This is a genomic window from Stenotrophomonas sp. YJH_SMC_20 (genome assembly GCF_059367845.1).
Genome location: NZ_JCAFRG010000002.1, coordinates 454,985 through 475,112, shown reverse-complemented (window position 1 = coordinate 475,112; position 20,128 = coordinate 454,985). Strand labels below are relative to the sequence as shown.

Sequence of the window (20,128 nt, the reverse complement as noted above, 5' to 3'; positions counted from 1 at the left end):
ACAAGGGCGCCGGCAGTAATGCCGGCGCCTTCTGCGTATGTCCGCTGCATGACAGTGATGCGCCTGTCGCCTTCACGCCGTCGCCACCGTCTATGAGGTGCAGGGCGTGCCTGGCGCAGGCCCATCCGTACACACGCCGCGGCCGACGCGGCCCATCAGGTTGACGAGGTCCCCGATGTCGCACCCGCATTCGCCCACAGCCCGTTTCCCTGCTGCCCTGTGGCGCAGCCACCCGATGGCCTGGGCCGTCGCAGTGGCCCTGGGCAGCGTGGTGGCTCCGGCCACTCAGGCCCAACGGGCGTTCAGCCCCGGCTGGTTCGCCGAGCGCGGTGCGGCGCAGGGCGCGGCGGCACAGAGCGGGCGCATGCCCAATGGCGTGCCGATCCAGTTCCAGCTGCCCGCGCAGCAGCAGGATGCGGCACGGCAGAAGCTGCAGCAGTCGATCGACAACCTCGGCACGGCCGCGCAGGCCATCGCCCTGCAGCAGCGCCTGCAGGAGCAGGCACGGCAGGCGCGCCGCGAGGCGGGTTTCGTAGTGGCCGATGGCCTGGGCAAGGATGGCCTGAAGGTCGACGAGAATCCGCTGACCCGTGGCTGGATCAACGCCCGTGAGGCCATCCAGTCGCAGACCGCCGAGGGGCGGGTGCTGGTCAACATCGAGCAGACCGCCGACCAGGCGATCCTGAACTGGGAGACCTTCAACATTGGTGGCAACACCACGCTGAACTTCCTGCAGAACCCCGACTGGGCCGTGTTGAACCGGGTCAATGATCCCGCTGCAAGACCCAGCCAGATTCTCGGCCAGCTGAAGGCCGATGGCACGGTGTTCGTGGCCAACCGCAACGGTGTGGTATTCGGCAACAACAGCCAGGTCAATGTCCGCAATCTGGTCGCGGCGGCGGCGCGCATCAGCGATGCGCAGTTCCGCGAGCAGGGCCTGTACAGTGCCGACGCGAACACCTCGGCGCTGACCGACGCCGTGGGCAAGGTCATGGTCGAACGCGGTGCACGCATCACCACGCACGAACCGACCACGGCTACACGGGGCGGCGGTTATGTGCTGCTGGCTGGCCACAGCGTGGAAAACGCGGGCCAGATTGAAACCCGCAAGGGACAGGCCCAGCTGGCCGCCGGTGACAGTTTCGTGATCCGTCGCGGCGTGGGAACCGCCCAGAACACCGCGTCCACCACCCGCGGCAATGAGATTGCCCCGCGCTTCGTCGCTGACAGCACGGCGGGCAGTGTTCGCAACAGTGGTCTGATCCAGGCGCGCGAAGGCGATGTCACGCTGGCCGGCCGCACCGTCGAGCAGGCTGGAGTGGCCGTTGCTACTACCACGTTGAACCAGCGCGGTACGGTGCACCTGTTGAACTCGGCGTCCGATGCGGCCGGCAGCGTGACTCTGGCCGCCGGGTCGACCACGGCAGTACTGCTGGAGGACGATGGCAAGAGCACGGCGCTGGACAGCCAGCGCAACGCGCTCATCAAGGAATCGGCCGAGCAGGACAAGCTGCGTGGTTCCAGCAACAGTGGCACCTTCGATAATCTCTCGCGCCTGCAGGACCGCCGCGAGCAATCGCGCATCGAAGTCGTGTCCGGCGGCGATGTGAACTTCCAGGCCGGCTCGCTGGCAGTGGCCACCGGCGGCCAGGTGATCGCCGACGCCAGCCGGCGCAGCTATCTGGATGATGGCGCGCGCGTGGACGTCTCCGGTGCGGTGGGTGTGCAGGTGGCGATGGAAAGCAACAACGTCAAGGTGAAGGTGCAGGGCAACGAGCTGCGCGACTCGCCGGACAATCGTGACAGCGGCAAGCTGATCAGCAGCGAGGTGTGGATCGACCGCCGCCAGTTGACCGAAGTTGCCGCCGGTACCGGTGGCTATGAAGGCACGCGCTGGTATGCCGGCGGCGGCCTGCTGGAAGTGGGTGGCTATCTGGACAATCAGGGGCATTCGATCAGCGAATGGGCAGCGCAGGGCGGCACCGTCCAGTTGGCAGGCAAGGAAGTCGTCAGCCACGCCGGTTCGCACATCAATCTGGCTGGTGGCAGCCTGGATGTGCAGTCCGGCGTGGTGCAGCAGAGCTGGCTGCGTGGCCGCGATGGCCAGTTGTACCGCCTTGACGACGCGCCGGCGGAGATGCTGTACGACGGCCTGTACCAGGGCTATGAAGTGAAGCAGGAACGTTGGGGGGTGACCGAATCGTTCCGCAATCCGCTGGTTGCCCCGGGCCAGCGCTTCGACAATGGCTACACCGTGGGACGCGATGCTGGCCGCCTGTTGATCTCGGCGCCCACGGCCGTCCTGGAGGGCCAGGTGGATACGATGGCCTTCCAGGGCGCACAGCAGACGCGCCGGCCCGATCAGGGGCGGGAGGGCTATGCGCAGGCACAGACGGCGGTGGCCCGCAACGCCCAGCTGTGGCTCGGGCGTTTTGACAACAGCGGGCGCAGCGCGGTGTTCGACTCGAATGTCCGCATTGGAGCGCTCAAGGCCGATCCCCGGCCGTGGACGCTGCAGGCGCCGGTCGGGGAAGCACAGCGCAATACCGTGTGGTTGGACAGTGAGGTGCTGAGCGCCCAGCGATGGGGGCAGGTGGACCTCGCTTCGGCCGGCCGTATCGACCTCGATGGCACGCTCAGGTTGCAGGAGGGCGGCCGGCTTGGGCTCACCGCAAGCCGCGTCAGCTTCGGTGGAACGGTGCAGATTGCCGGCGGGCAGGTGGAAGCCGGAAATCTGCTTGCGGCGCTTGGCGGGCCCACGGCATTGCTGACGTCCGGACGTGGTGCGGTGGATGTCGCGGCCGGCGCCCGGATCGATCTTGGCGGTGGCTGGAGCAACGCGCTTGCAGCGCCGGAGGGCGGTCCCGCACAGGCGTGGATCGACGGCGGGCAGGTGCGCTTCAACAGCAGCCACGATATCGACGTGGGCCAGGGAGCAGCGATTCTGGTTGATGCCGGCGGTGCGATCGATGCCAACGGCAAGGGGCGCGTCGGCAAGGGCGGCAGCGTCAGTCTGCTCGCGGCCAGCACCGAGGTTGCGACCGACGGCAGCGGCCGGCTGGGCTTCGGCGAGGGCGCGCGCTTCAGCGCGCTCGGCAATGGCAGCGGCAACTTCATATTGGCAACCGGCGGTGCGGTGTCTATCGGCGTGCCTGGCACGGAAGCATCGGCAGCCTCGCTGCGATTGCAGGCAGCGCTGTTCAACAGCGGCTTCGCCGGCTATGACATCGCCGGTCACAACGGTTTGACGGTTGAAGAGGGCACCCCGCTGCAGGTGCAACGACCTGCGCTGCGCTTGGCCGACGGCGCAGCACAGGCTCTGGTCCGCGAGCAGGGCGTGCAGGCCTGGATGCCATCGTTGTACGAGGCCGATCCGAGCAGTGGTCGCGTGTCGCAGCGTGGCGGCGCGAGCCTGACACTGCGCGCGGGGCATCTGCTGTCCACGGCCGACCTGCGCGTTGGCAAGGGGGCCAGGATCGAGGTCGACCCGGGCCAGTCGATCGAACTGTCCAGCGCCGGCAACCTGAGCGTGGCCGGTCATCTGAAGGCAGCCGGCGGCCGCATCCGCCTGGATGAGGCGTTCGATCCATCCGGTGTACGTGGTGATGCACGCCGCGAGCGCCAGTGGACGATCGCCGATGGCGCGCTGCTGGACGTGAGTGGCGATACCGTTTCGCTGCGCGACGCGCGCGGGACGTTGCGCGGGCAGGTGCGCAAGGGCGGAACGATCGAGATCGGGGGCGCGCTGGACTGGGAAGACCAGGACAACGTACGCCACCTGCCACCCGATACCTTCGTGGTGGTGGAGCGTGGGGCGCGGCTGGATGCCTCCGGTGCGTCGGCGCTGCTCGATATCGATGGCAGCGGGCGCACCCGCGTGGACAGCGATGGCGGCAGCATCGTGCTGCGCAGCGGCAATTCCCTGTACCTGCAGGGTGAACTGAACGCAGCGGCCGGCGGCGACGGCGCGCGCGGCGGCACCCTGGGGGTTGCCTTCGGTGGTGGCACCTACGGCAGGACGGCAAACGGCAACGACGTGCTGGCACCGCGGATGATCTCACTGACCCAGCACGCCGCGCAGACGGCGGACCTGCCTGCACGCCTTGAGTACGGCCACGCGGCACTGTCGGTGGAGCAGATCGAGGCCGGTGGTTTCGATCATCTGGCCCTGTTCGGTGACATCCGTGCGCAGGGGGATGTCAATCTGCGCATGGACCAGAGCCTGCGCATCCAGGGCTTGAACGAGCGTTACCTCGGCTTCGTCCCGGGTGGCAGCGAGGGCGGCCACCTGCAACTGGCCGCGCCGTATGTCCGCCTTGCGCAGGGCCGCTGGTGGCAACCGGCCGGCGAAGGCACGTTGCGCCCGCTGGAGGCGCCCCTCGACGCCGGCCGGCAGCATCGCCTGGAGGTGGGCGCCGATCTGATCGACCTGCGCGATGTGACCTGGCTGGCGGGCTTTGATCAGGTCGCGCTGCGCAGCCGCGGTGACATCCGCTTGCTGGCCCCGGTCGCCAGCAGTTCGCTGGTCTCCACGCTGGCAAGCCCGGGGTCTATCGACATCAGCGCCGCACGCCTGTACCCGGCAGCCCGGGCCAAGGGACGCATCGTGGCCGGCGTCCCCGACATCGGACCTTCAGGCGAGCCGTTCTGGCAGAACCCCGACGCCGTGCTGCGCATTCATGGCATTGCAGGCGGCGCGCAACCGGCACCGGATTCTGCGTTCGGAAGCCTGGAGCTGGTGGCGGCGACGGTGGTGCAGGGCGGCAATGTGCAGGTGCCGTGGGGCCATGTGCAGCTCGGCGGCCGGAAGTTCAACGCCGATGTCGCCGGCCGCGTCGACCTGCTTGCAGGCAGTGTGACGTCGGTGAGCGGAGCGGGCCTGCAGCTGCCGTTTGGCGGCACCGTGGATGGTGTTGGCTGGCGCCGCAACGGTGCCGACTTCGATGTGCTGGGCCCCGGCTCGAACAACATCCCGATCGGTATCGACATCGTGGCCAACGCCTTCAATGGCGTGGCGGGCAGCGTGCTGGACATGTCCGGCGGCGGCGAGCTGTCCGGCGCTGCATTCGTGGCCGGACGGGGTGGCTCGGTGGACGTCCTGCGGCATGCGCTGGCGGATGCGAACCCGCGCTACCGCTTCAGCGGCAGTGACAATGCGGTCTACGCGATCATGCCGGGACGCTCGGGCACGCACGCGCCGCAGGCGCTCGCTGACGGCAGCGCCGATCCGCGCGTTGGCCAGCAGATTGTCATCCCTGCCGGGGTTCCAGGCCTACCGGCGGGAACCTACACGCTGCTGCCGGCCAGCTACGCACTGCAGAAGGGCGCATTCCGCGTCGAAGTCGGGGCTGAAAGCGCCGTCGGCAGCCGACAGCCAGTAGCGACCGGCACCGGTTCCTGGCGCGTCAGTGGACACCAGGCGCAGAGCCTGGGGGGTGGAGTCTCATCGCTGCTCACTGATCTGGTGCTGACGCCGGCGGATGTGGTGCGCCGCCATGCCAGCTACAACGAGACCTCCTACAGCGCGTTCGTACAGGGCGTGGCCGAGCGGCGTGGTGAAGCACTGCGCTGGCGGCCAACGGATGCCGGCAACCTCAACCTGGTGCTGGGTGATGGCGCCGGACGTTCGAGCGTGCCAGCCGCGATCTTCCAGGGCGTGTCACGCTTCAACGCCGGCAGCAATGACGGACGGGGCGGCACGCTTTCGGTCAATCTGCTCGCTTCCAATGAGGCGATGCTGGAGATCGCCACCCAGGGCGTTAGTGCCGGCAGTGGAAGCGGTGCCACCCTCTTCGATTCGGCGCTCAATGCGTTCCGCCCGGAAACGATGCTGATCGGCGGCGTGCTGCGACGTGACGCGACGACTTATTCGCTGGAGGGCAGTGCGCAGCACATCGTGGTGCGCAACGGCGTCACCCTGACGGCGCAGGAAGTGCTGCTGTCGGCTGCGTTCGGGGGCAAGGGGATCCTGGTCGAGCAGGGCGCTTCGATCGATACCTTGGCCGGAGCCGATCCCTCGCGCGTGGCGCAGGCCACGGCGCCCTATCTGGTGTCGGGCGGCCTGCTTGCCGTGTCCAACCAGCGCTTGACGGCGCTCAGTGCGCAGGGCGGCAGTGCCGCCGGTCCGGTGGCGATCGACATCGGCGGATGCGAGGTGGACTGCAGTGGCCAGACCCGGTTGCTGTCGGCAGGCAGCATCAATGTGGTCACCGACGGCGCCTTGAACATTGGCGACGCAGTGAGCTATGGAACGCGCCAGCTCGGCCTGGGCATGTCGGCCCTCAACCTCGGTAGTGCCGAAGCCATTGCGACGGCAGCGGCAGCTGGTGGCCTGCCGGCCGGCATGACCATGAACCAAGAGGTACTGCAGCGATTACTGCGCGGAAACACCGCCACCGGCGCGCCGGCGCTGGAGGCGCTCAGCCTGACCGCGCGCGATGCCATCAATGTGTTCGGCAGCGTGGACCTGGATACGCGTGACAGTGCGACCGGCCGCAGCAGTCTACGCAGTCTGGTGCTGGGTGCCCCTGCCATTCACGGCTACGGCAGCGCTACCGACCGCGCGCGCATCTTCGCCGATACGCTGGTCTGGGACGGTACGCTGGCCGGCACCGCATTGGCCGGCGGTGAGCAGACCCAACCAGCCGGCGAGGCGATGGTGGGCCGGCTTGGCCAAGGGCAGCTGGAGATCAATACGCGGGTGCTGGAGCTGGGGCGTGCGCCCTTCACCCGGTCCAGCTCGACGGTGGCCGCAGATCGCCAGGTGCTCGGCTTCGCCGGCGTAACGCTGGCGGCGTCGGATCGCATGCTGTTCTCCGGCAAGGGCAGCCTGGACGTCTTCCAGCGCCAGGGCGACTACGTGGCAGGCAGCGGCTGGCAGTTGAATGGCGGCGCGCTGGATATCGTCACCCCGCTGCTGACCGGCAACGCGGGTGCGCAGCTGGCCATCCGCAATGGAGGAACGGTGCAGCTGCGCGGTGCTGCGGCGACCACGGGCAGCGATGCGTTGGGTGCAGAATTGTCGATCACGGCCGAACGGATCGGCATCGACAGCCGCGTGGCGCTGGCGTCCGGCCGGTTCGAAGCCAATGCCCGCCAGGGCATGACGCTTGGCAGCAACGCGGTGCTTGACATGGCCGGCCGCAAGGTCAGCCTGTTCGACGTGGACAAGTACAGTTGGGGCGGCGACGTGGCGCTGACGAGCCGCGAAGGTGACATCGTTGCCGACACCGGGTCGCGTATCGATCTTTCCGCCCGCAACAACCGCGGCGGCCGCCTGACCGTTGCTGCACTGGGCCCGCAGGGCGGCCGTATCGATCTGGCCGGGACCCTGCTGGGCGGCGCCAGCGGTCGCTACGATGCCGGTGGAACCGAAGTGCCCTATGACGGTGGCGAGCTGGTGGTGCGTGCACGCCGGTTGCAGGACTTCTCCGGCCTGAACGCTCGGCTTACCGCCGGTGGCATCACCGGTGGCCGGACCTTCCAGTTGAGTGAAGGCGACCTGGTGATCGGCGATGAGGTGAAGGCCCGAAACGTTGATATCAGCGTGGATGGCGGCAGCCTGCAGGTCAATGGCCGCGTTGATGCCAGTGGCGAACAGGTCGGCAGCATCCGCCTGTCCGCCCGCGACGTGCTGCGTATCGATGGCACATTGGACGCGCATGGCAGCGGCCTGCGCGTGGACAGCTACGGCAAGATCATCGACAGCCCGAACCGGGCCATGATTGAACTGACCTCTGCCAACGGCAGCCTGCAGCTGGGTGCGGCTTCCTCGATGGACCTGCGCGCCGGTACGTCGGTGGCGACCGGTAGCGGCCCGGGCCAGAACGACGGCCGCGCACGCGGCAGCGTCAAGCTCAACGTGCCCCGCGTGGGCAGCAACGATGCAGCAATCGAAGTGGCCAGCGGCATCCGCATTGCCGGCGCCGGCGACCTCCAGGTCAACGCCTTCCGCAGCTACGATTCGGCGCCGCTGGCCAGCGCTCCAGACGTGCACGGCCATCGTCCGCAGGTGATCAACCAGCAATGGCTGGATACGGTGGTGGACCTGGACAACAGCCTGTGGATGAACGCCGCGCTGGCCAATACGGGATTGCAGCAGCGCACCGCCGCCCTGGGCAGCTACCGCCTGCGTCCCGGCGTGCAGCTGGTGGCGCGGAGCAGCAATGACAATCCGCGTGGCGACCTGGTGGTGGCCGGTGATATCGATCTGTCCGGCTACCGCTACGGGCCGCATTCGAACCGGACTGATCCAGCGCGCCGTGGCTTCGGTGAATCGGCCGCGCTCGTGCTGCGCGCCGAGGGCGATATCAACGTCTACGGCAGCATCAACGACGGTTTCGCACCGCCGCCTGCCAACCCGGATGAGGACGGCTGGGTGCTGCTGGAAGGGCGCAGCGCGGGCTCGCCGAACACCGCATTTGGTGGCGATCTGATCGTGCCCGGCGAGGGCGTCAAGCTCCAGATCGGCACTGAGTTCCGCGCCGGTGCGACACTGAATTACGACCTGCCGTTCCAGGCGCTGACATTGCCGTCGGGTACGGTGCTGCCGGTGGCCATGACACTTTCCGCAGAGCTCACGCTGCCCGCCGGCAGTGTGTTGGGGGCGGCGGTGACCACCGATGGCGGCCAGGTGCTGGCAGCAGGCACCGTGCTGGCCCAGGCGCTCACCCTTCAGGCAGGCGCACGGCTGGGCGCCGGCTTCCGCCTGCGCAGTCCGGCACCCGTGGCGGCCCAGGTCTGGCCTGCCGGAGTGGCGTTGCCGATGGTGATGCGGCTCTCCGGCGCGCTGGATCTGCACGCCGGTGCCATCATCCCCTCGATGACCAAGGTGGAACTGGCCGGCGACGCTCCGGTGAAGCTGCGGGTGGCCGACGCCAGCGGCCGACAGGGGCGCAATTGGGCGTTGGCCTCGATGTTGCCCGAAGGGACCACGTCATGGGACCTGACTGCGGTGGCTGGTGCAGATACAGCGTCTGCCGATCCGCGCACGCGTCGCTGGGGCAGTGACGGCAGCATCGTGCTCGCCGACAGCCACTACAGCACCATCGGTACAGTGACCACCACGACGGAATGGAAAGGCGATCGTGTCGTCAACCTGGAAGGTTCGCTGTTCTGGTGGGGGGACGACAGTCTGGTCGGCAAGTCGCCCCGGGAGGCGGCTGAAATGCTGGGTGTCGCCGAAGGTGACATCTGTGAACTGGGACCGTTCTGCGGCGCGGCGCCGCGCCTGGTGGACAAGGAGGGTTCGCTGATGTGGTGGGGGGACGAGTCCTGGGTCGGCAGGCCTGCGTCGGAACTTGGCGCCGAGATGGGCATGTCCGAGGAAGATATCTGTGCAGTCACCGGTTACTGCTACGGCGGCGGCACGCTTACCGAAGTCACTACCTACGGCAAGCGCCTGGGCTCGCCGGCCTGGAGCGTGTTGCGTACCGGCAAGGGAGACCTGGCGCTGCTGGCGGCGCAGGACGTGCGCATGAAATCCGGCTTCGGTGTCTACACTGCAGGTACGCCCACCCATCTGGGTGATGGCAGCGATCCGCGCTTCAACGCGGCGCGTGCGCCGAAGCCGGAGAACACCTTGCTGCTTGGTTCGACCCAGGCCTCCGGGGCCTACGACGCGGCCCTCGCCAGCTATCAGGCGTGGTATCCGGACCAGGGCGGCAATCTGCGCATCGAGGCGGGGCGCGACATCATCGGCGATACATGGAGCTTCCGCGCGGAATCGGGCACGGTCCAGCGCGACCAGGCTGGCCACTCAAGCGCAGCGGTGGGCAACTGGTTGTGGCGGCAGGGAACGGGCACCACCGGCGGTGTCGTGCAGACGCCGACCAGTTGGTGGATCAATTTCGGAACCTACAGCACGGTGAGGCCCGAACTGGATGCAACCCCCCGCCTGGTGGGCTTTACCGGCTTCGGGACGTTGGGGGGCGGCAATCTGAGCCTGGACGCAGGCCGCCATATGGGCATGCTGGACAGCATGGGCAACGCGCTGGGATACGAGATCTCGCCGCATTCGAGTGCGCTTTCGGTCGCGGTCGGATCAACCGGGCGCGTGGTCGATGGCCAGTTGCATGTCACTGGCGGTGGTGACATGGCCCTGCGCAGCGGGGGTGCACTGAATCCGGGCCTGCGTGCCAGCAGTCGTGGCAGCACATCGGATCAGCAGGACCTGGACGTCAATGGCGTGGTGACCAATGTTCGTGGCAATACCCGCATCGACGCTGCGCGCATTGGTGGCCTCAGTACAGTCCAGGCCAGCTATGGGCAACTGGGCCTGAAGGATCCGCTGGTGGCCGACAGCCCGGTTGCGATGGCCGGACCGGTGCTGGTGCTGGGCGACTCAACCGCGCAGTTGCAGGCGCGCGGCGACGTGGTGCTGGGTAGTGCCGCCGATCCAGGCCGGGTTCCCGTGGCCAATTTCAACACGATCGTGCTGGATGATGGCAGCCGCGCGTCTGGCACGAGCTGGTTCTCGCTATGGACGCCGCGCACCGCGCTGGACCTGTTCTCCGCCGGCGGGAATCTGTCGCCGGGCCTGGTGGGCACGCAGCATGCGAGCGGCAGCAATCAGGCCAGGGAGGTGGTCGAAATCAACGCCAGCAATGGCGACATCTATCTCAACTACTGGTTGTATCCCTCCCGGTTCACCGCCATTGCAGCCTCGGGCAACATCAATCTCGCCAATCTGCGCAGCGGCAGTGTGCCTGATGCCCAGGACGTCATCCTGCTGGCGCCCTCGGCGTCGGGACGGCTGGAGGTGCTGGCGGGAGGATCGATCCTGGCCGCCAACCGAGCGACACAGATCGCGCGCTCCAGCAGTGATGCCCGCATCCCCGGTCCGTTCGATCCCGGCTTCATCGCGCAGGGGCCCGGAAACGCGGGAACGGTGCGCAGCAATGTATCCGTCGATGGGAACGCCGCCAGCCCTGACACCGTGCTGCCGTATTTCGCGTTCGGTCCCAATACCGCGCTTGGTGCGTCGTTGCCGGCTACGCCGACGGCGGTCAGCCGGTTCTATGCCGTGGCCGGCGATATCATCGGGCTGGGCAGCGGCAGCAGGCGGCAGCTCTCGCGCAATGGCCAGAATGGCGGACGTACCGTATTTGACTGGTTTGAGGCGGGCTCGGCGGTACGGCTGCGCGCCGGCCGCGATGTCATCAGCGCCGATGTCACCGCGCTCAACGCCCGCGGAACCGATATCAGCGGGATCGAGGCGGGCCGGGACATCATCCGCAGCAATCTGACGGTGGCCGGCCCGGGCAATGTCGAGGTCAGCGCCGGTCGCCAGCTGCGCCAGGAAGAGGCAGGAAGCATCGTCAGCCTGGGCGGCACCGTGCAGGGCGATACGCGCCCGGGCGCAAGCATTGCCTTGACGGCGGGCAATCAGGCCATTGATTTCGATGCACTGCGCACGCGCTACCTGGATCCGGCCAACCTCGCCGATCCCTCGCAGTCGTTGGCTGCGCAACCGGGCAAGGCGGTGAAGATCTACGACAAGGAGTTGAGGGAGTGGCTGCAGCAGCGCTTCGGTCTGGCGGTTGGTGGCGCCGAGGCCCTGGCGGCATTCGACCGGCTGCCGAAGGAACAGCAGCGCATCTTCCTGCGCCAGGTCTACTACGCCGAACTGCGTGAAGGTGGGCGCGAGTACAATGATCGGAATGGGCCACGCGTTGGTTCTTACCTGCGCGGGCGCGAGGCCATCGCCACGCTGATGCCGGACAAGGACGCTGCCGGAACGGCCATCGACCGTACCGGCGACATCCTGTTGTACGGAGGCTCCGGCGTGCGTACCGAAGCCGGCGGCAACATCGAGCTGATGGCGCCGGGCGGACAGATCGTGGTGGGTGTGCAGGGCGTGGTGCCGCCGGCCAGTGCTGGGCTGGTGACCCAGGGGCAGGGTGACATCCGGCTGTTCAGCCAGGACAGCGTGCTGCTGGGCCTGTCGCGGGTGATGACAACGTTCGGCGGTGACATCCTGGCCTGGTCGGAGCAGGGTGACATCAATGCCGGCCGTGGTTCGCAGACCACCTTGTTGTACACGCCACCGCGCCGCGTCTATGACGGCTGGGGCAATGTGCTCCTGTCGCCGCAGGCCCCGGCCAGTGGTGCAGGCATCGCAACGTTGAACCCCATTGCCGAAGTGCGGCCGGGCGATGTCGACCTGATCGCGCCGCTGGGCACCATCGATGCGGGCGAAGCTGGCATCCGCGTCTCGGGCAACATCAACCTGGCCGCGCTGCAGGTGCTCAACGCCGCCAACATCCAGGTACAGGGTGAAAGCAAGGGCCTGCCCGTGCTGGCCACAGTGAACGTCAACGCGCTGGCCTCGGCCAGTGCAGCAGCCAACAGCGCCAGCCAGGCGGCACAGGATGTGATGCGCAAGAGCCAGGATGATGCGCGGCGCAACCAGCCATCGGTGATCAGCGTGCAGATCCTCGGTTTCGGCAGCGGCACCAGCAGCATCAACCCGCCGGCGCGTGGCAATACTGCCAACGCTGGCTATGACGCCAACAGTGCCTTCCAGTTCCCGCAGGCAAGTCGCGACGAGGCCACGCAGCGCCGGTAGGCCTCTTGCAACGGTGCCGATCAACGGTCGGCACCAAGGTAGATCCACGCCGTGCGTGGATGCGATCGGGCCGGAAGAACGGACAGCATCGGGCCAGCCGCCACGGAGCGGTGGCGGCCCCAGCCAGGACGGCACGGAGGGCAGGGAACGGCCATCAGCGGTGAGGACCACCGACACAACGCCGCCGGGTGCAGGAGAGTGCCCGGCGGCAGGCGGGGGGATCCATGCAATGCGCGGATTCCGGAGCCAACAACAATGCCGACCAACGGTCGGCACCCACCAAGGCACGGTCGGCACCCACCGTAGATCCACGCCGTGCGTGGATGCTTTGCCTGGGAAGAATCCTACAGCTCCAGCACGCGCCGGTAACTCAACGGCCCACGCCCATCACGCAGGCCCAGCCGCAGTTCCAGCCCGGTGGCCGGCAGCACTTCGCCTTCGCTCGGCAACGGCGCCCAGCCGGCACCGGGCTGCCATGCCCACACCTCGAACCGCTGTACCTCGCGCGCCACGGCAATGCCCTTCGACAGATCCGGCGCCGGCAGGGGATACCGATCCGTCGCTGCGCCGCTGGCCCGCCAAAGCGTATTGCCCTGCCGCCACCAGCGTACCCGTTGCCAGTGCAGCCCATCGCTGCCGACACTGCGGGTGATCTCCAGCGCGAAGCTCCCATCCGGGTGCCGCTCGCTCACCAGCGACGGCGGTAGCAACCGCTGCGGTTGATCGGCCGGCCGCACTGCGCCATTCATCAACGCATCGTCTGCGCGCATTTCGATATCACGCTGGAACTGCTGCAGCACGCGCAGCGCCGTCGTGGTCTCGGCATCGGCCTGGCGCAGGCGCTGATTGCTGTTGGCCACGCTGTCGAGCGCCCGCCAGCAGATCAGCGCCAGTACGCCCATGATGGTGATCGCAATCATCACCTCGATCAGGGTGAAACCGCGCACGGCGCGCGTCATTGCGCCGCCGTCCATGGCAACTGCATCCGCGCCAGCGACTGCCGGGGTGCATCTTCGGCAACCACACTCAGCTCCAGCTGCGGCTGGCCGTCGTTGCCCGTGCGCAGATGCTGAAGCACCAGGAAGCTGCTGCGCCCCTGCACACAGCGCTGCCGTGCATCCTGCGGTGCCTGTCCGCTCAGGCGCAGTTCCTGCCAGCGATCCTGCACGCACATCAGTGCCAGGCGACGGTCATGCAGCCGTGACTGATCGTCGGTCGCCACTGCCACCGAGCGCATCACCGCTGCCAGCGCAATCGAAACGATCGCCAGCGCGATCAGCACTTCGATCAGGGTGAATCCGCGCATGTTCCGCTTCACTGCACGACCTGCAACTGTCCGCTGCCATCATCACGAAGACGCAGTTGGCGGCCATCCAGCGACAACGCAAGCTCCCAGGCGATACCGATCCACTCCGGGCTCAGCTCAATGGGGCTGGCGGGCTGCACCGCGATACCCGTTGCCTGCCACTTCTGCGGTCGCAGCAGATCATCGCGTTCAATGATCACCCAACCGCTGCCTTCGCGGCGGCTGAAACGATAGCCGTTGGCGTCGGCCTGCCAACGCAGGGGGCGGCCATCGATGCGCGCCTCATCGCGCGCCACCTGCAGGCGCTGCGCCAACCGCTCGGCTTCCTGTCGCAGCTGCCGGCCCGGGTCGAGCAGGCTGCCCAGGCCCAGCCCGATTCCGGCCGTGCAGATGCCGATGATCACCAGCACCACCATCAGTTCCAGCAGGGTGAAACCACGCTGCACGCGCTGCATCGACGTTGCCTCCTGTCCGTGTCGACACCTGCCAGCGTAGGCCTGCATGATGAAACAAAAGCGTCAGCCACAGCTGCTAGCGTAGGCGGACACGAACGTGGCGGTGGTGCGGAACATGGATGGCAGGCGCTGGGATCGCAATCGCATGTTGACCGTGCTGGCGGCGACGCTGCTGCTGGCCGTGGTGGCCTATTGGAGTGTCACCCTGTCTGCCGTGGCGCCAGCGGCCGCGGCCAGCGAGGCGATGGCCGTGGCGCCGGTGCGGCCGATGTTCGATGCAGTGGCGAGCCTGCCGCTGGTACGGCTGCTGTCCCCCGGTGCAGTGCAGACCGAGGTGGTGGTGCTGGGCGTGATGGCCGGTGACCATGCGCCATTGGCCCTGCTCTCGGTGGATGGACGCCCGGCGGAAGCGTATGCGCCCGGCCAACGGCTCGGACCCTGCACGGTGCTGGCCAGCATCAGTGCCAGCGCGGTGGAACTGAACCAGGCCGGGCAATCGCGTAGCCTCCCGGTGCCCGAGCTGCCGCCGGTGCCGAGCGATGGCATCGTGCCCGCGGTACCGTAGAGCCGAGCCTACGCTCGGCTGCGCCTGCGCAGCATCGCCGATGAATGCAAAGACAGCCGAGCATGGGCTCGGCTCTACAAAGGCGCTGGCTCAGCGCGCAGGTCGCTGCGGCACCACCGAGCGCCCGAACGCATCGCCCATGCGCTGTCGTGTGCCTTCCAGGTTGTACTGCATCAGTTGGTTGCCGGGCTGCCGCATCAGGCGTTGGGCCTCCGGTAGCGCCGGTGATTTCGCCGTTTTCGATGCCGGCGCAAGTTTGCGCTGCAGGCAGTCCCAGGCCGGAATGCGCTCGCCATTGACCTGTACTTCGATGCAGGGCGCGGCGTCTTCCTGCTTCTTCGCCTCGTCGGCGCGCACCGGGGCCAGCACCAGCAGCAACGCAAGGGTGAGGGCAGCGCGCAGCTCCATTATCAATGATTCACGCATCTCGAACTTCCCGCAGCAATCGACGTTCTGCAATGAAGACGTGTGGCGAAGGCAGGGTCCGCCTGCGTGCGTTGCGGCGCTGTCAAAAGATGACAGTGCTGTCATAAAACTGTTGGCGGTTTTGACGCGACGTGCACGTCCTGTTGGTAGACCCACGCGCCGCTCCATGGCCATTACCTTCGATACGACGCGATGCCTTCGATGACTCCTGTTCCGTGCCGAGCCGTCCGCCTTCCCTTGCGCCTGCATCCCTTGGTGCTGGCCCTGGCCGCGATGCCGCTGCCGTTGTTCGCGCAGGAGGCAGCGCCTGCGCCCAGCGTGAACATCAATGAATACATCGTACGTGGCAATACCGTTCTCGATCCGCGCCAGATCGAGCGCGCGGTCGAGCCCTTCCTCGGCCCGGGAAAGACCCTGGCCGATGTCGAGAAGGCACGCGATGCAGTCAATGCGCTGTACCAGCAGGCGGGCTACCAGTCGGTCTATGTGGAGCTTCCCGAGCAGCAGGTCAGTGGTGGCGTGGTGCTGCTGAAGGTACAGCAGACACCGATCGGCCAGCTGCGGGTCGTGGGAACGAAGCACGAATCGCCCGAGCGCATCCGCGAACGCGTACCAGCGCTGGCGGAAGGCAAGGTGCCGGACTTCGACCAGGCCCAGAAAGAACTGACCGCGCTGAATGAGGGCGGGCGTCGCCAGGTGATGCCGCTGGTGCGCGAAGGCCAGGTGCCGGGCACGATGGATGTGGACCTGCAGGTCGAAGAGAAGTCGCCGTGGCGTGCCAGCGCGTCACTCAACAACGACCACAGCGCCGACACCGAGAAGCTGCGCCTGAGTGCGTCGCTGGCCTACGACAATCTGTGGAAGCGGGGGCACAGCGCCAACATCGGCGTGTACCTGGCGCCGGAAAATACAAAGCAGGCCAAGGTGTTCTCGGCCTCGTACACAATGCCGTTCGAAGGCACTCCGTGGAGCCTGGAAGCCTCCGGCTACAAGTCCGACAGCCGCGTGCTGAACGCGGGCGGGCAGGTCGGTACCGGCACCGGAACCAATGTGGTCGGCAACGGCCATTCGATCGGTCTCAAGCTCAACTATCGACTGGCCGGCAGCAGCCAGTGGTGGCGCCAGCTCAGCCTCGGCGTGGACTTCAAGGACACCGAGGAAGACACGCAGATGGGCAAGGAGAGCCTGAAGACGCCGCTGAAGTACGCGCCGATCACCCTGGGGTTTGTCGGTGTGCGCCAGGGCGAGCAGGATCAGTTGAGCATCAACACCCAGCTGGTGGCCGGTACCCGCCGCCTGTTCGGCTATGGCAGTGACGCCACCGCCTTCGGCCAGAAGCGCTACTGGGCCGATCCGAGTTTCGTCGCCTTCAAGGCCGACGTGGCCAACACCCACACCTTCAGCAGTGACTGGCAGTGGTATGCGCGTGGCTCGCTGCAGGTAACCGATGCGCCACTGGTGTCGGCCGAGCAGTTCGCTGCTGGCGGCATGTACACCGTGCGTGGCTACCTGTCGGCCGAGGCGATCGGCGACTACGGCGGCCTGGCCAGCCTGGAATGGCGCACCCCGGCGTGGTCGCTGTGGAGCGGCACCGACCTGCGTGTCTACAGCTTTGCCGACGCGGCCTACCTGCGCCTGCGCCAGCCGCTGCCCGAGCAGCGTGACAAGTACAACCTGGCCTCGGTCGGCCTGGGCGCGCAGCTGCGCCTGGGTGAACACCTGCAACTGCGCCTGGACTACGCCTGGCCTTATGCCGATGGCCCGGTCACGCGCAAGGACGACCCGCGCCTGCATTTCAACATCAGCACCAGCTACTGACCCTTCCCTTGAACATGCGTTCTCCGGAGACCCTTCGCATGGACCGTTTGCTTTCCCGAGTGTTGTTGCTGCTGGCCGCGCTGGTTGCGCTGCCGGCCGCTGCGGCCGATGCCAATTGGTGGCAGGCCGAATGGAAGTACCGCAAGCCGATCACTGTCGACGCCGGCCCGCAGGGCGCGGGCCTGGCCGGTGACCCGGGTCGCACGCCGCTGCTGCTGCGCCTGCATACCGGCAACTTCGGCTTCGACGGCACCCAGGATGCGGGCAACGACCTGCGCTTTGTCTCGGGTGATGGCCGCACCGTGCTGGCCCACCAGATCGAACAGTTCGATCCCAAGCTGGGCCTGGCGCTGGTCTGGGTGGACGTGCCGGCGGTCAGCGCTGCGGCACCGCAGACGATCTGGATGTACTACGGCAATGAAAAGGCCCCCGCCAGCGGCAACGGCCAGCAGGTGTTCGATCCGGACTATACGCTGGTCTACCACTTCGCCGAGGCCAATGCGCCGGCACGCGACACCACCGCTTATGGCAACAATGCCGGTGCCGTGGTGCCGCCATCGGAAGGCTCGGTGATCGGCCGCGGCGTTCAGTTGGGTGCAGCCCCGCTGCCGCTGCCGGCCAGCGCATCGCTTGCGCAGGAGGCGGGCGCGCCGCTCACTGTTTCGGCCTGGATCAAGCCAGGCAGCAACAACGCTGCACAGGCGATCTACGCCCGTCGCGACGGTGCGTCCGAACTGGTGCTGGGCATCGAAAACCGGGTGCCGTTCGTGCAGCTCAATGGCCAGCGCAGCACGCCGGCGCAGCCGATTCCGGAAGGGCAGTGGGCGCATGTGGCGCTGACTGCGGAGAAGGGCGCACTGCAGTTGTACCTCAATGGCCGCGTGGTCGCCCAGCTGAGCGGCGAGCTGCCGGCGCTGACCACCGCGCCGGTGGTGGGCGCTGATGCGCCGGGCGCGGTGCAGCCGCTTGCCAATTTCGAGGGCGCACTGGATGAGCTGCGTATCTCGCGCGTGGCACGACCGGCGGCACTGCTGCTGGCCGATGCCACCGCACAGGGCGCCGACTCGCGCCTGATCAGCTACGGTGCCGACGAGCAGTCCGCCGGGCAGAGCCACTTCGCCTTCATCCTCAAGGCGATGCCGTTCGACGCCTGGGTGGTGGTCGCTATCCTCGGCCTGATGATGCTGCTGTCGTGGGCGATCATGATTGCCAAGGGGCGGCACTTCGGCCGTACCAGCAAGGCCAATGCAGTGTTCACCGAGAGCTTCGGCAAGCTGTCCGGCGTGCCGCTGCGCACCCTGTCCGACATGGACCGCCAGGGCAAGGCACCCACCGCGATGCACGACGGTTCGCTGTGGCGCATCTACCAGGTGGCCATCGATGAAATGCAGCAGCGCCACCAGCGCGATGGCAACAGCGGTTACCTCAGTGGCGCCACCATCGCCGCGATCCGCGCCTCGATGGATGCGGTGATGGTGCGCGAGCAGGAAGCGATGGCACGGCGCATGAACTGGCTGTCGACCACCATCGAAGGCGCGCCGTACGTGGGCCTGTTCGGTACCGTGATCGGCATCATGCTGGTGTTCGTGGTGGCGGCGATGGCCGGCGCGGTGGACATCAATTCGGTGGCACCGGGCATGGCCGCGGCGCTGCTGTGTACCGCAGCCGGCCTCGGCGTCGCGATTCCGGCGCTGTTCGGCTACAACTACCTGGGAGCACGTGCCGAGGCGATCGGCGCCGACATGGCGGTGTTCATCGACGAGTTCGCCGCGCGCCTGGCCGAAGAGCAGGACGGGCGCGGCCCGGCCGCGGTCCAGGGCTGAGGGGCGCGCCATGGGCCAGAAGGCGAAGTTCGGCATCAAGAAGCGCGAGAAGGGCATCAACGTAACGCCCTTCGTCGACGTGCTGCTGGTGGTGCTGGTGATCTTCATCCTGACCAGCAACGCCTCCATTCCCGGCATCGAGGTCAACCTGCCGAAGGCCAGCAACAGCGTCGCGCTGGAGAAGCCGAAGACCAAGGCGATCACCATCGACCCCAGTGGCCAGGTGTTCCTGGATGCCTATCCGGTGACGATGGCCGAGCTGGAAGACCGCCTGCGCACCGAGCGCGCGACCACGCCGGATTTCCCGGTGATCGTGCGCGGTGACGCGCAGGTGCAGTACGCCCGCGTGGTCGAGGTGCTGGACCTGCTGCGGCGGCTGGAGCTGGCCCAGGTCGGCCTGGTCACCGGCAAAGCGCAGGGCTGAGGCATGACGGCCCATCAACCCCCTCGGCCGGAGCCCGGCATGCGCGGTCGCCAGTTGCTGGTGACCTTCGCGTTGGTGCTGGCCGCTTTGCTGGTGCTCGGCATTGCCGTGTGGTGGATGCTGTTCAAGGACACCGCCAGCACCCGCCGGCCGGTGGTGCAGCCGCCGATGCTGGCGCTGCCACCACCCCCGCCGCCGCCGCCACCGCCGCCGGAAAAGCCACCGGAACCGGAGACGCCGCCGGAAGAAGCGATGCCAGAGCCGGAACCTCTGGATCCACCAACGCCGGCTGAAGAGCCAACGCCAACGCCGGACAACGCCGACCCGGTGACGATGAATGCTGATGCGCAGGCCGGCGGTGACAACTTCGGCATCCAGTCCGGCAGTGGCGGCGGCTCGTCCGGCGTCGGCCGCGGTGGTGCCGGCAATGCCACCTACGGGCGCTACCTCGGCTACCTGATGCAGCAGGCGATCTCGCGCGACGACAAGGTCAAGCGCCTGGCGTTCCAGCTGCAGGTGAATGTGTGGCTGTCCAACGATGGCCGCCTGGAAAAGGTCGAGCTGGTGCGCGGCAGTGGCAACGAGGAGGCCGACGCGGCCGTGCTCGATGCGCTGCGACGCATCGGCAAGGTCGACCAGGCACCGCCGCCGTCGCTCGATTTCCCCGCCCGCGTGCTGATCCAGGGCCGCCGGCCCGGGGCCTGATTCCCGACCTCCGTGACTTCCCTTCTTTCGATGAGAAC

Annotated in this window: 10 protein-coding genes; 6 read left to right on the top strand and 4 right to left on the bottom strand. The window is 67.5% G+C overall.

The genetic code is table 11. The annotated features are described in order from the left end of the window. Positions 1 to 175: 175 nt before the first annotated feature. Entirely contained in the window at positions 176 to 12,568 is a 12,393-nt protein-coding gene (locus AC5P6A_RS05515) for a filamentous hemagglutinin family protein (protein ID WP_346714886.1), read from the top strand. A 344-nt stretch (positions 12,569 to 12,912) separates the two neighbouring features. On the opposite strand, the gene AC5P6A_RS05510 is transcribed toward AC5P6A_RS05515, so the two are convergent. From AC5P6A_RS05510 to gspH, 3 genes are read right to left on the bottom strand one after another with little or no spacing between them, the layout of a single operon-like run. After that, complete coding sequence (locus AC5P6A_RS05510; RefSeq protein WP_180876723.1) at positions 12,913 to 13,527, bottom strand: prepilin-type N-terminal cleavage/methylation domain-containing protein; 615 nt, start codon at positions 13,525 to 13,527, stop codon at positions 12,913 to 12,915. Next, a complete protein-coding gene (gspI, locus tag AC5P6A_RS05505; protein ID WP_219633891.1) occupies positions 13,524 to 13,874 on the bottom strand; it encodes a type II secretion system minor pseudopilin GspI in 351 nt (116 codons plus the stop codon). The genes AC5P6A_RS05510 and gspI overlap by 4 nt, the downstream gene beginning before the upstream one ends. Before the next feature lie 8 nt (positions 13,875 to 13,882). Beyond that, complete coding sequence (gene gspH / locus AC5P6A_RS05500; protein WP_495222260.1) at positions 13,883 to 14,329, bottom strand: type II secretion system minor pseudopilin GspH; 447 nt, start codon at positions 14,327 to 14,329, stop codon at positions 13,883 to 13,885. Between the two features lie 115 nt (positions 14,330 to 14,444). Here gspH and AC5P6A_RS05495 point away from each other — a divergent pair, with 115 nt between their 5' ends. Beyond that, entirely contained in the window at positions 14,445 to 14,894 is a 450-nt protein-coding gene (locus tag AC5P6A_RS05495) for a hypothetical protein (protein ID WP_346714885.1), read from the top strand. A gap of 90 nt (positions 14,895 to 14,984) precedes the next feature. On the opposite strand, the gene AC5P6A_RS05490 is transcribed toward AC5P6A_RS05495, so the two are convergent. Beyond that, positions 14,985 to 15,320 carry a hypothetical protein gene (locus AC5P6A_RS05490; protein ID WP_346714904.1) on the bottom strand — a complete coding sequence of 112 codons (336 nt, stop codon included), beginning with the start codon at positions 15,318 to 15,320 and terminating at the stop codon, positions 14,985 to 14,987. 201 nt (positions 15,321 to 15,521) lie between these two features. Between AC5P6A_RS05490 and AC5P6A_RS05485 the strand changes: the two genes are divergently transcribed. From AC5P6A_RS05485 to tolA, 4 genes are read left to right on the top strand one after another with little or no spacing between them, the layout of a single operon-like run. Next, on the top strand, positions 15,522 to 17,138 hold the full coding sequence (locus AC5P6A_RS05485; RefSeq protein WP_346714884.1) for a ShlB/FhaC/HecB family hemolysin secretion/activation protein: 1,617 nt from the start codon (positions 15,522 to 15,524) through the stop codon (positions 17,136 to 17,138). A gap of 38 nt (positions 17,139 to 17,176) precedes the next feature. Then, entirely contained in the window at positions 17,177 to 18,961 is a 1,785-nt protein-coding gene (locus tag AC5P6A_RS05480; RefSeq protein WP_180876738.1) for a DUF2341 domain-containing protein, read from the top strand. Between the two features lie 10 nt (positions 18,962 to 18,971). Then, positions 18,972 to 19,385, top strand: coding sequence for an ExbD/TolR family protein (locus AC5P6A_RS05475; RefSeq protein ID WP_005409874.1), 414 nt, complete (start codon positions 18,972 to 18,974; stop codon positions 19,383 to 19,385). Between the two features lie 39 nt (positions 19,386 to 19,424). After that, complete coding sequence (gene tolA, locus AC5P6A_RS05470) at positions 19,425 to 20,090, top strand: cell envelope integrity protein TolA (RefSeq protein WP_134735433.1); 666 nt, start codon at positions 19,425 to 19,427, stop codon at positions 20,088 to 20,090. Positions 20,091 to 20,128 lie beyond the last annotated feature (38 nt).

Excerpts from the sequence above, each read along its gene's own strand:
- AC5P6A_RS05490 (WP_346714904.1), bottom strand. The coding sequence starts at position 15,320 with ATGCGTGAATCATTGATAATGGAGCTGCGCGCTGCCCTCACCCTTGCG.
- tolA (WP_134735433.1), top strand. The coding sequence starts at position 19,425 with ATGCGCGGTCGCCAGTTGCTGGTGACCTTCGCGTTGGTGCTGGCCGCT.
- AC5P6A_RS05475 (WP_005409874.1), top strand. The coding sequence starts at position 18,972 with ATGGGCCAGAAGGCGAAGTTCGGCATCAAGAAGCGCGAGAAGGGCATC.
- AC5P6A_RS05495 (WP_346714885.1), top strand. The coding sequence starts at position 14,445 with ATGGATGGCAGGCGCTGGGATCGCAATCGCATGTTGACCGTGCTGGCG.
- gspI (WP_219633891.1), bottom strand. The coding sequence starts at position 13,874 with ATGCGCGGATTCACCCTGATCGAAGTGCTGATCGCGCTGGCGATCGTT.
- AC5P6A_RS05485 (WP_346714884.1), top strand. The coding sequence starts at position 15,522 with ATGACTCCTGTTCCGTGCCGAGCCGTCCGCCTTCCCTTGCGCCTGCAT.
- gspH (WP_495222260.1), bottom strand. The coding sequence starts at position 14,329 with ATGCAGCGCGTGCAGCGTGGTTTCACCCTGCTGGAACTGATGGTGGTG.
- AC5P6A_RS05480 (WP_180876738.1), top strand. The coding sequence starts at position 17,177 with ATGGACCGTTTGCTTTCCCGAGTGTTGTTGCTGCTGGCCGCGCTGGTT.
- AC5P6A_RS05510 (WP_180876723.1), bottom strand. The coding sequence starts at position 13,527 with ATGACGCGCGCCGTGCGCGGTTTCACCCTGATCGAGGTGATGATTGCG.
- AC5P6A_RS05515 (WP_346714886.1), top strand. The coding sequence starts at position 176 with ATGTCGCACCCGCATTCGCCCACAGCCCGTTTCCCTGCTGCCCTGTGG.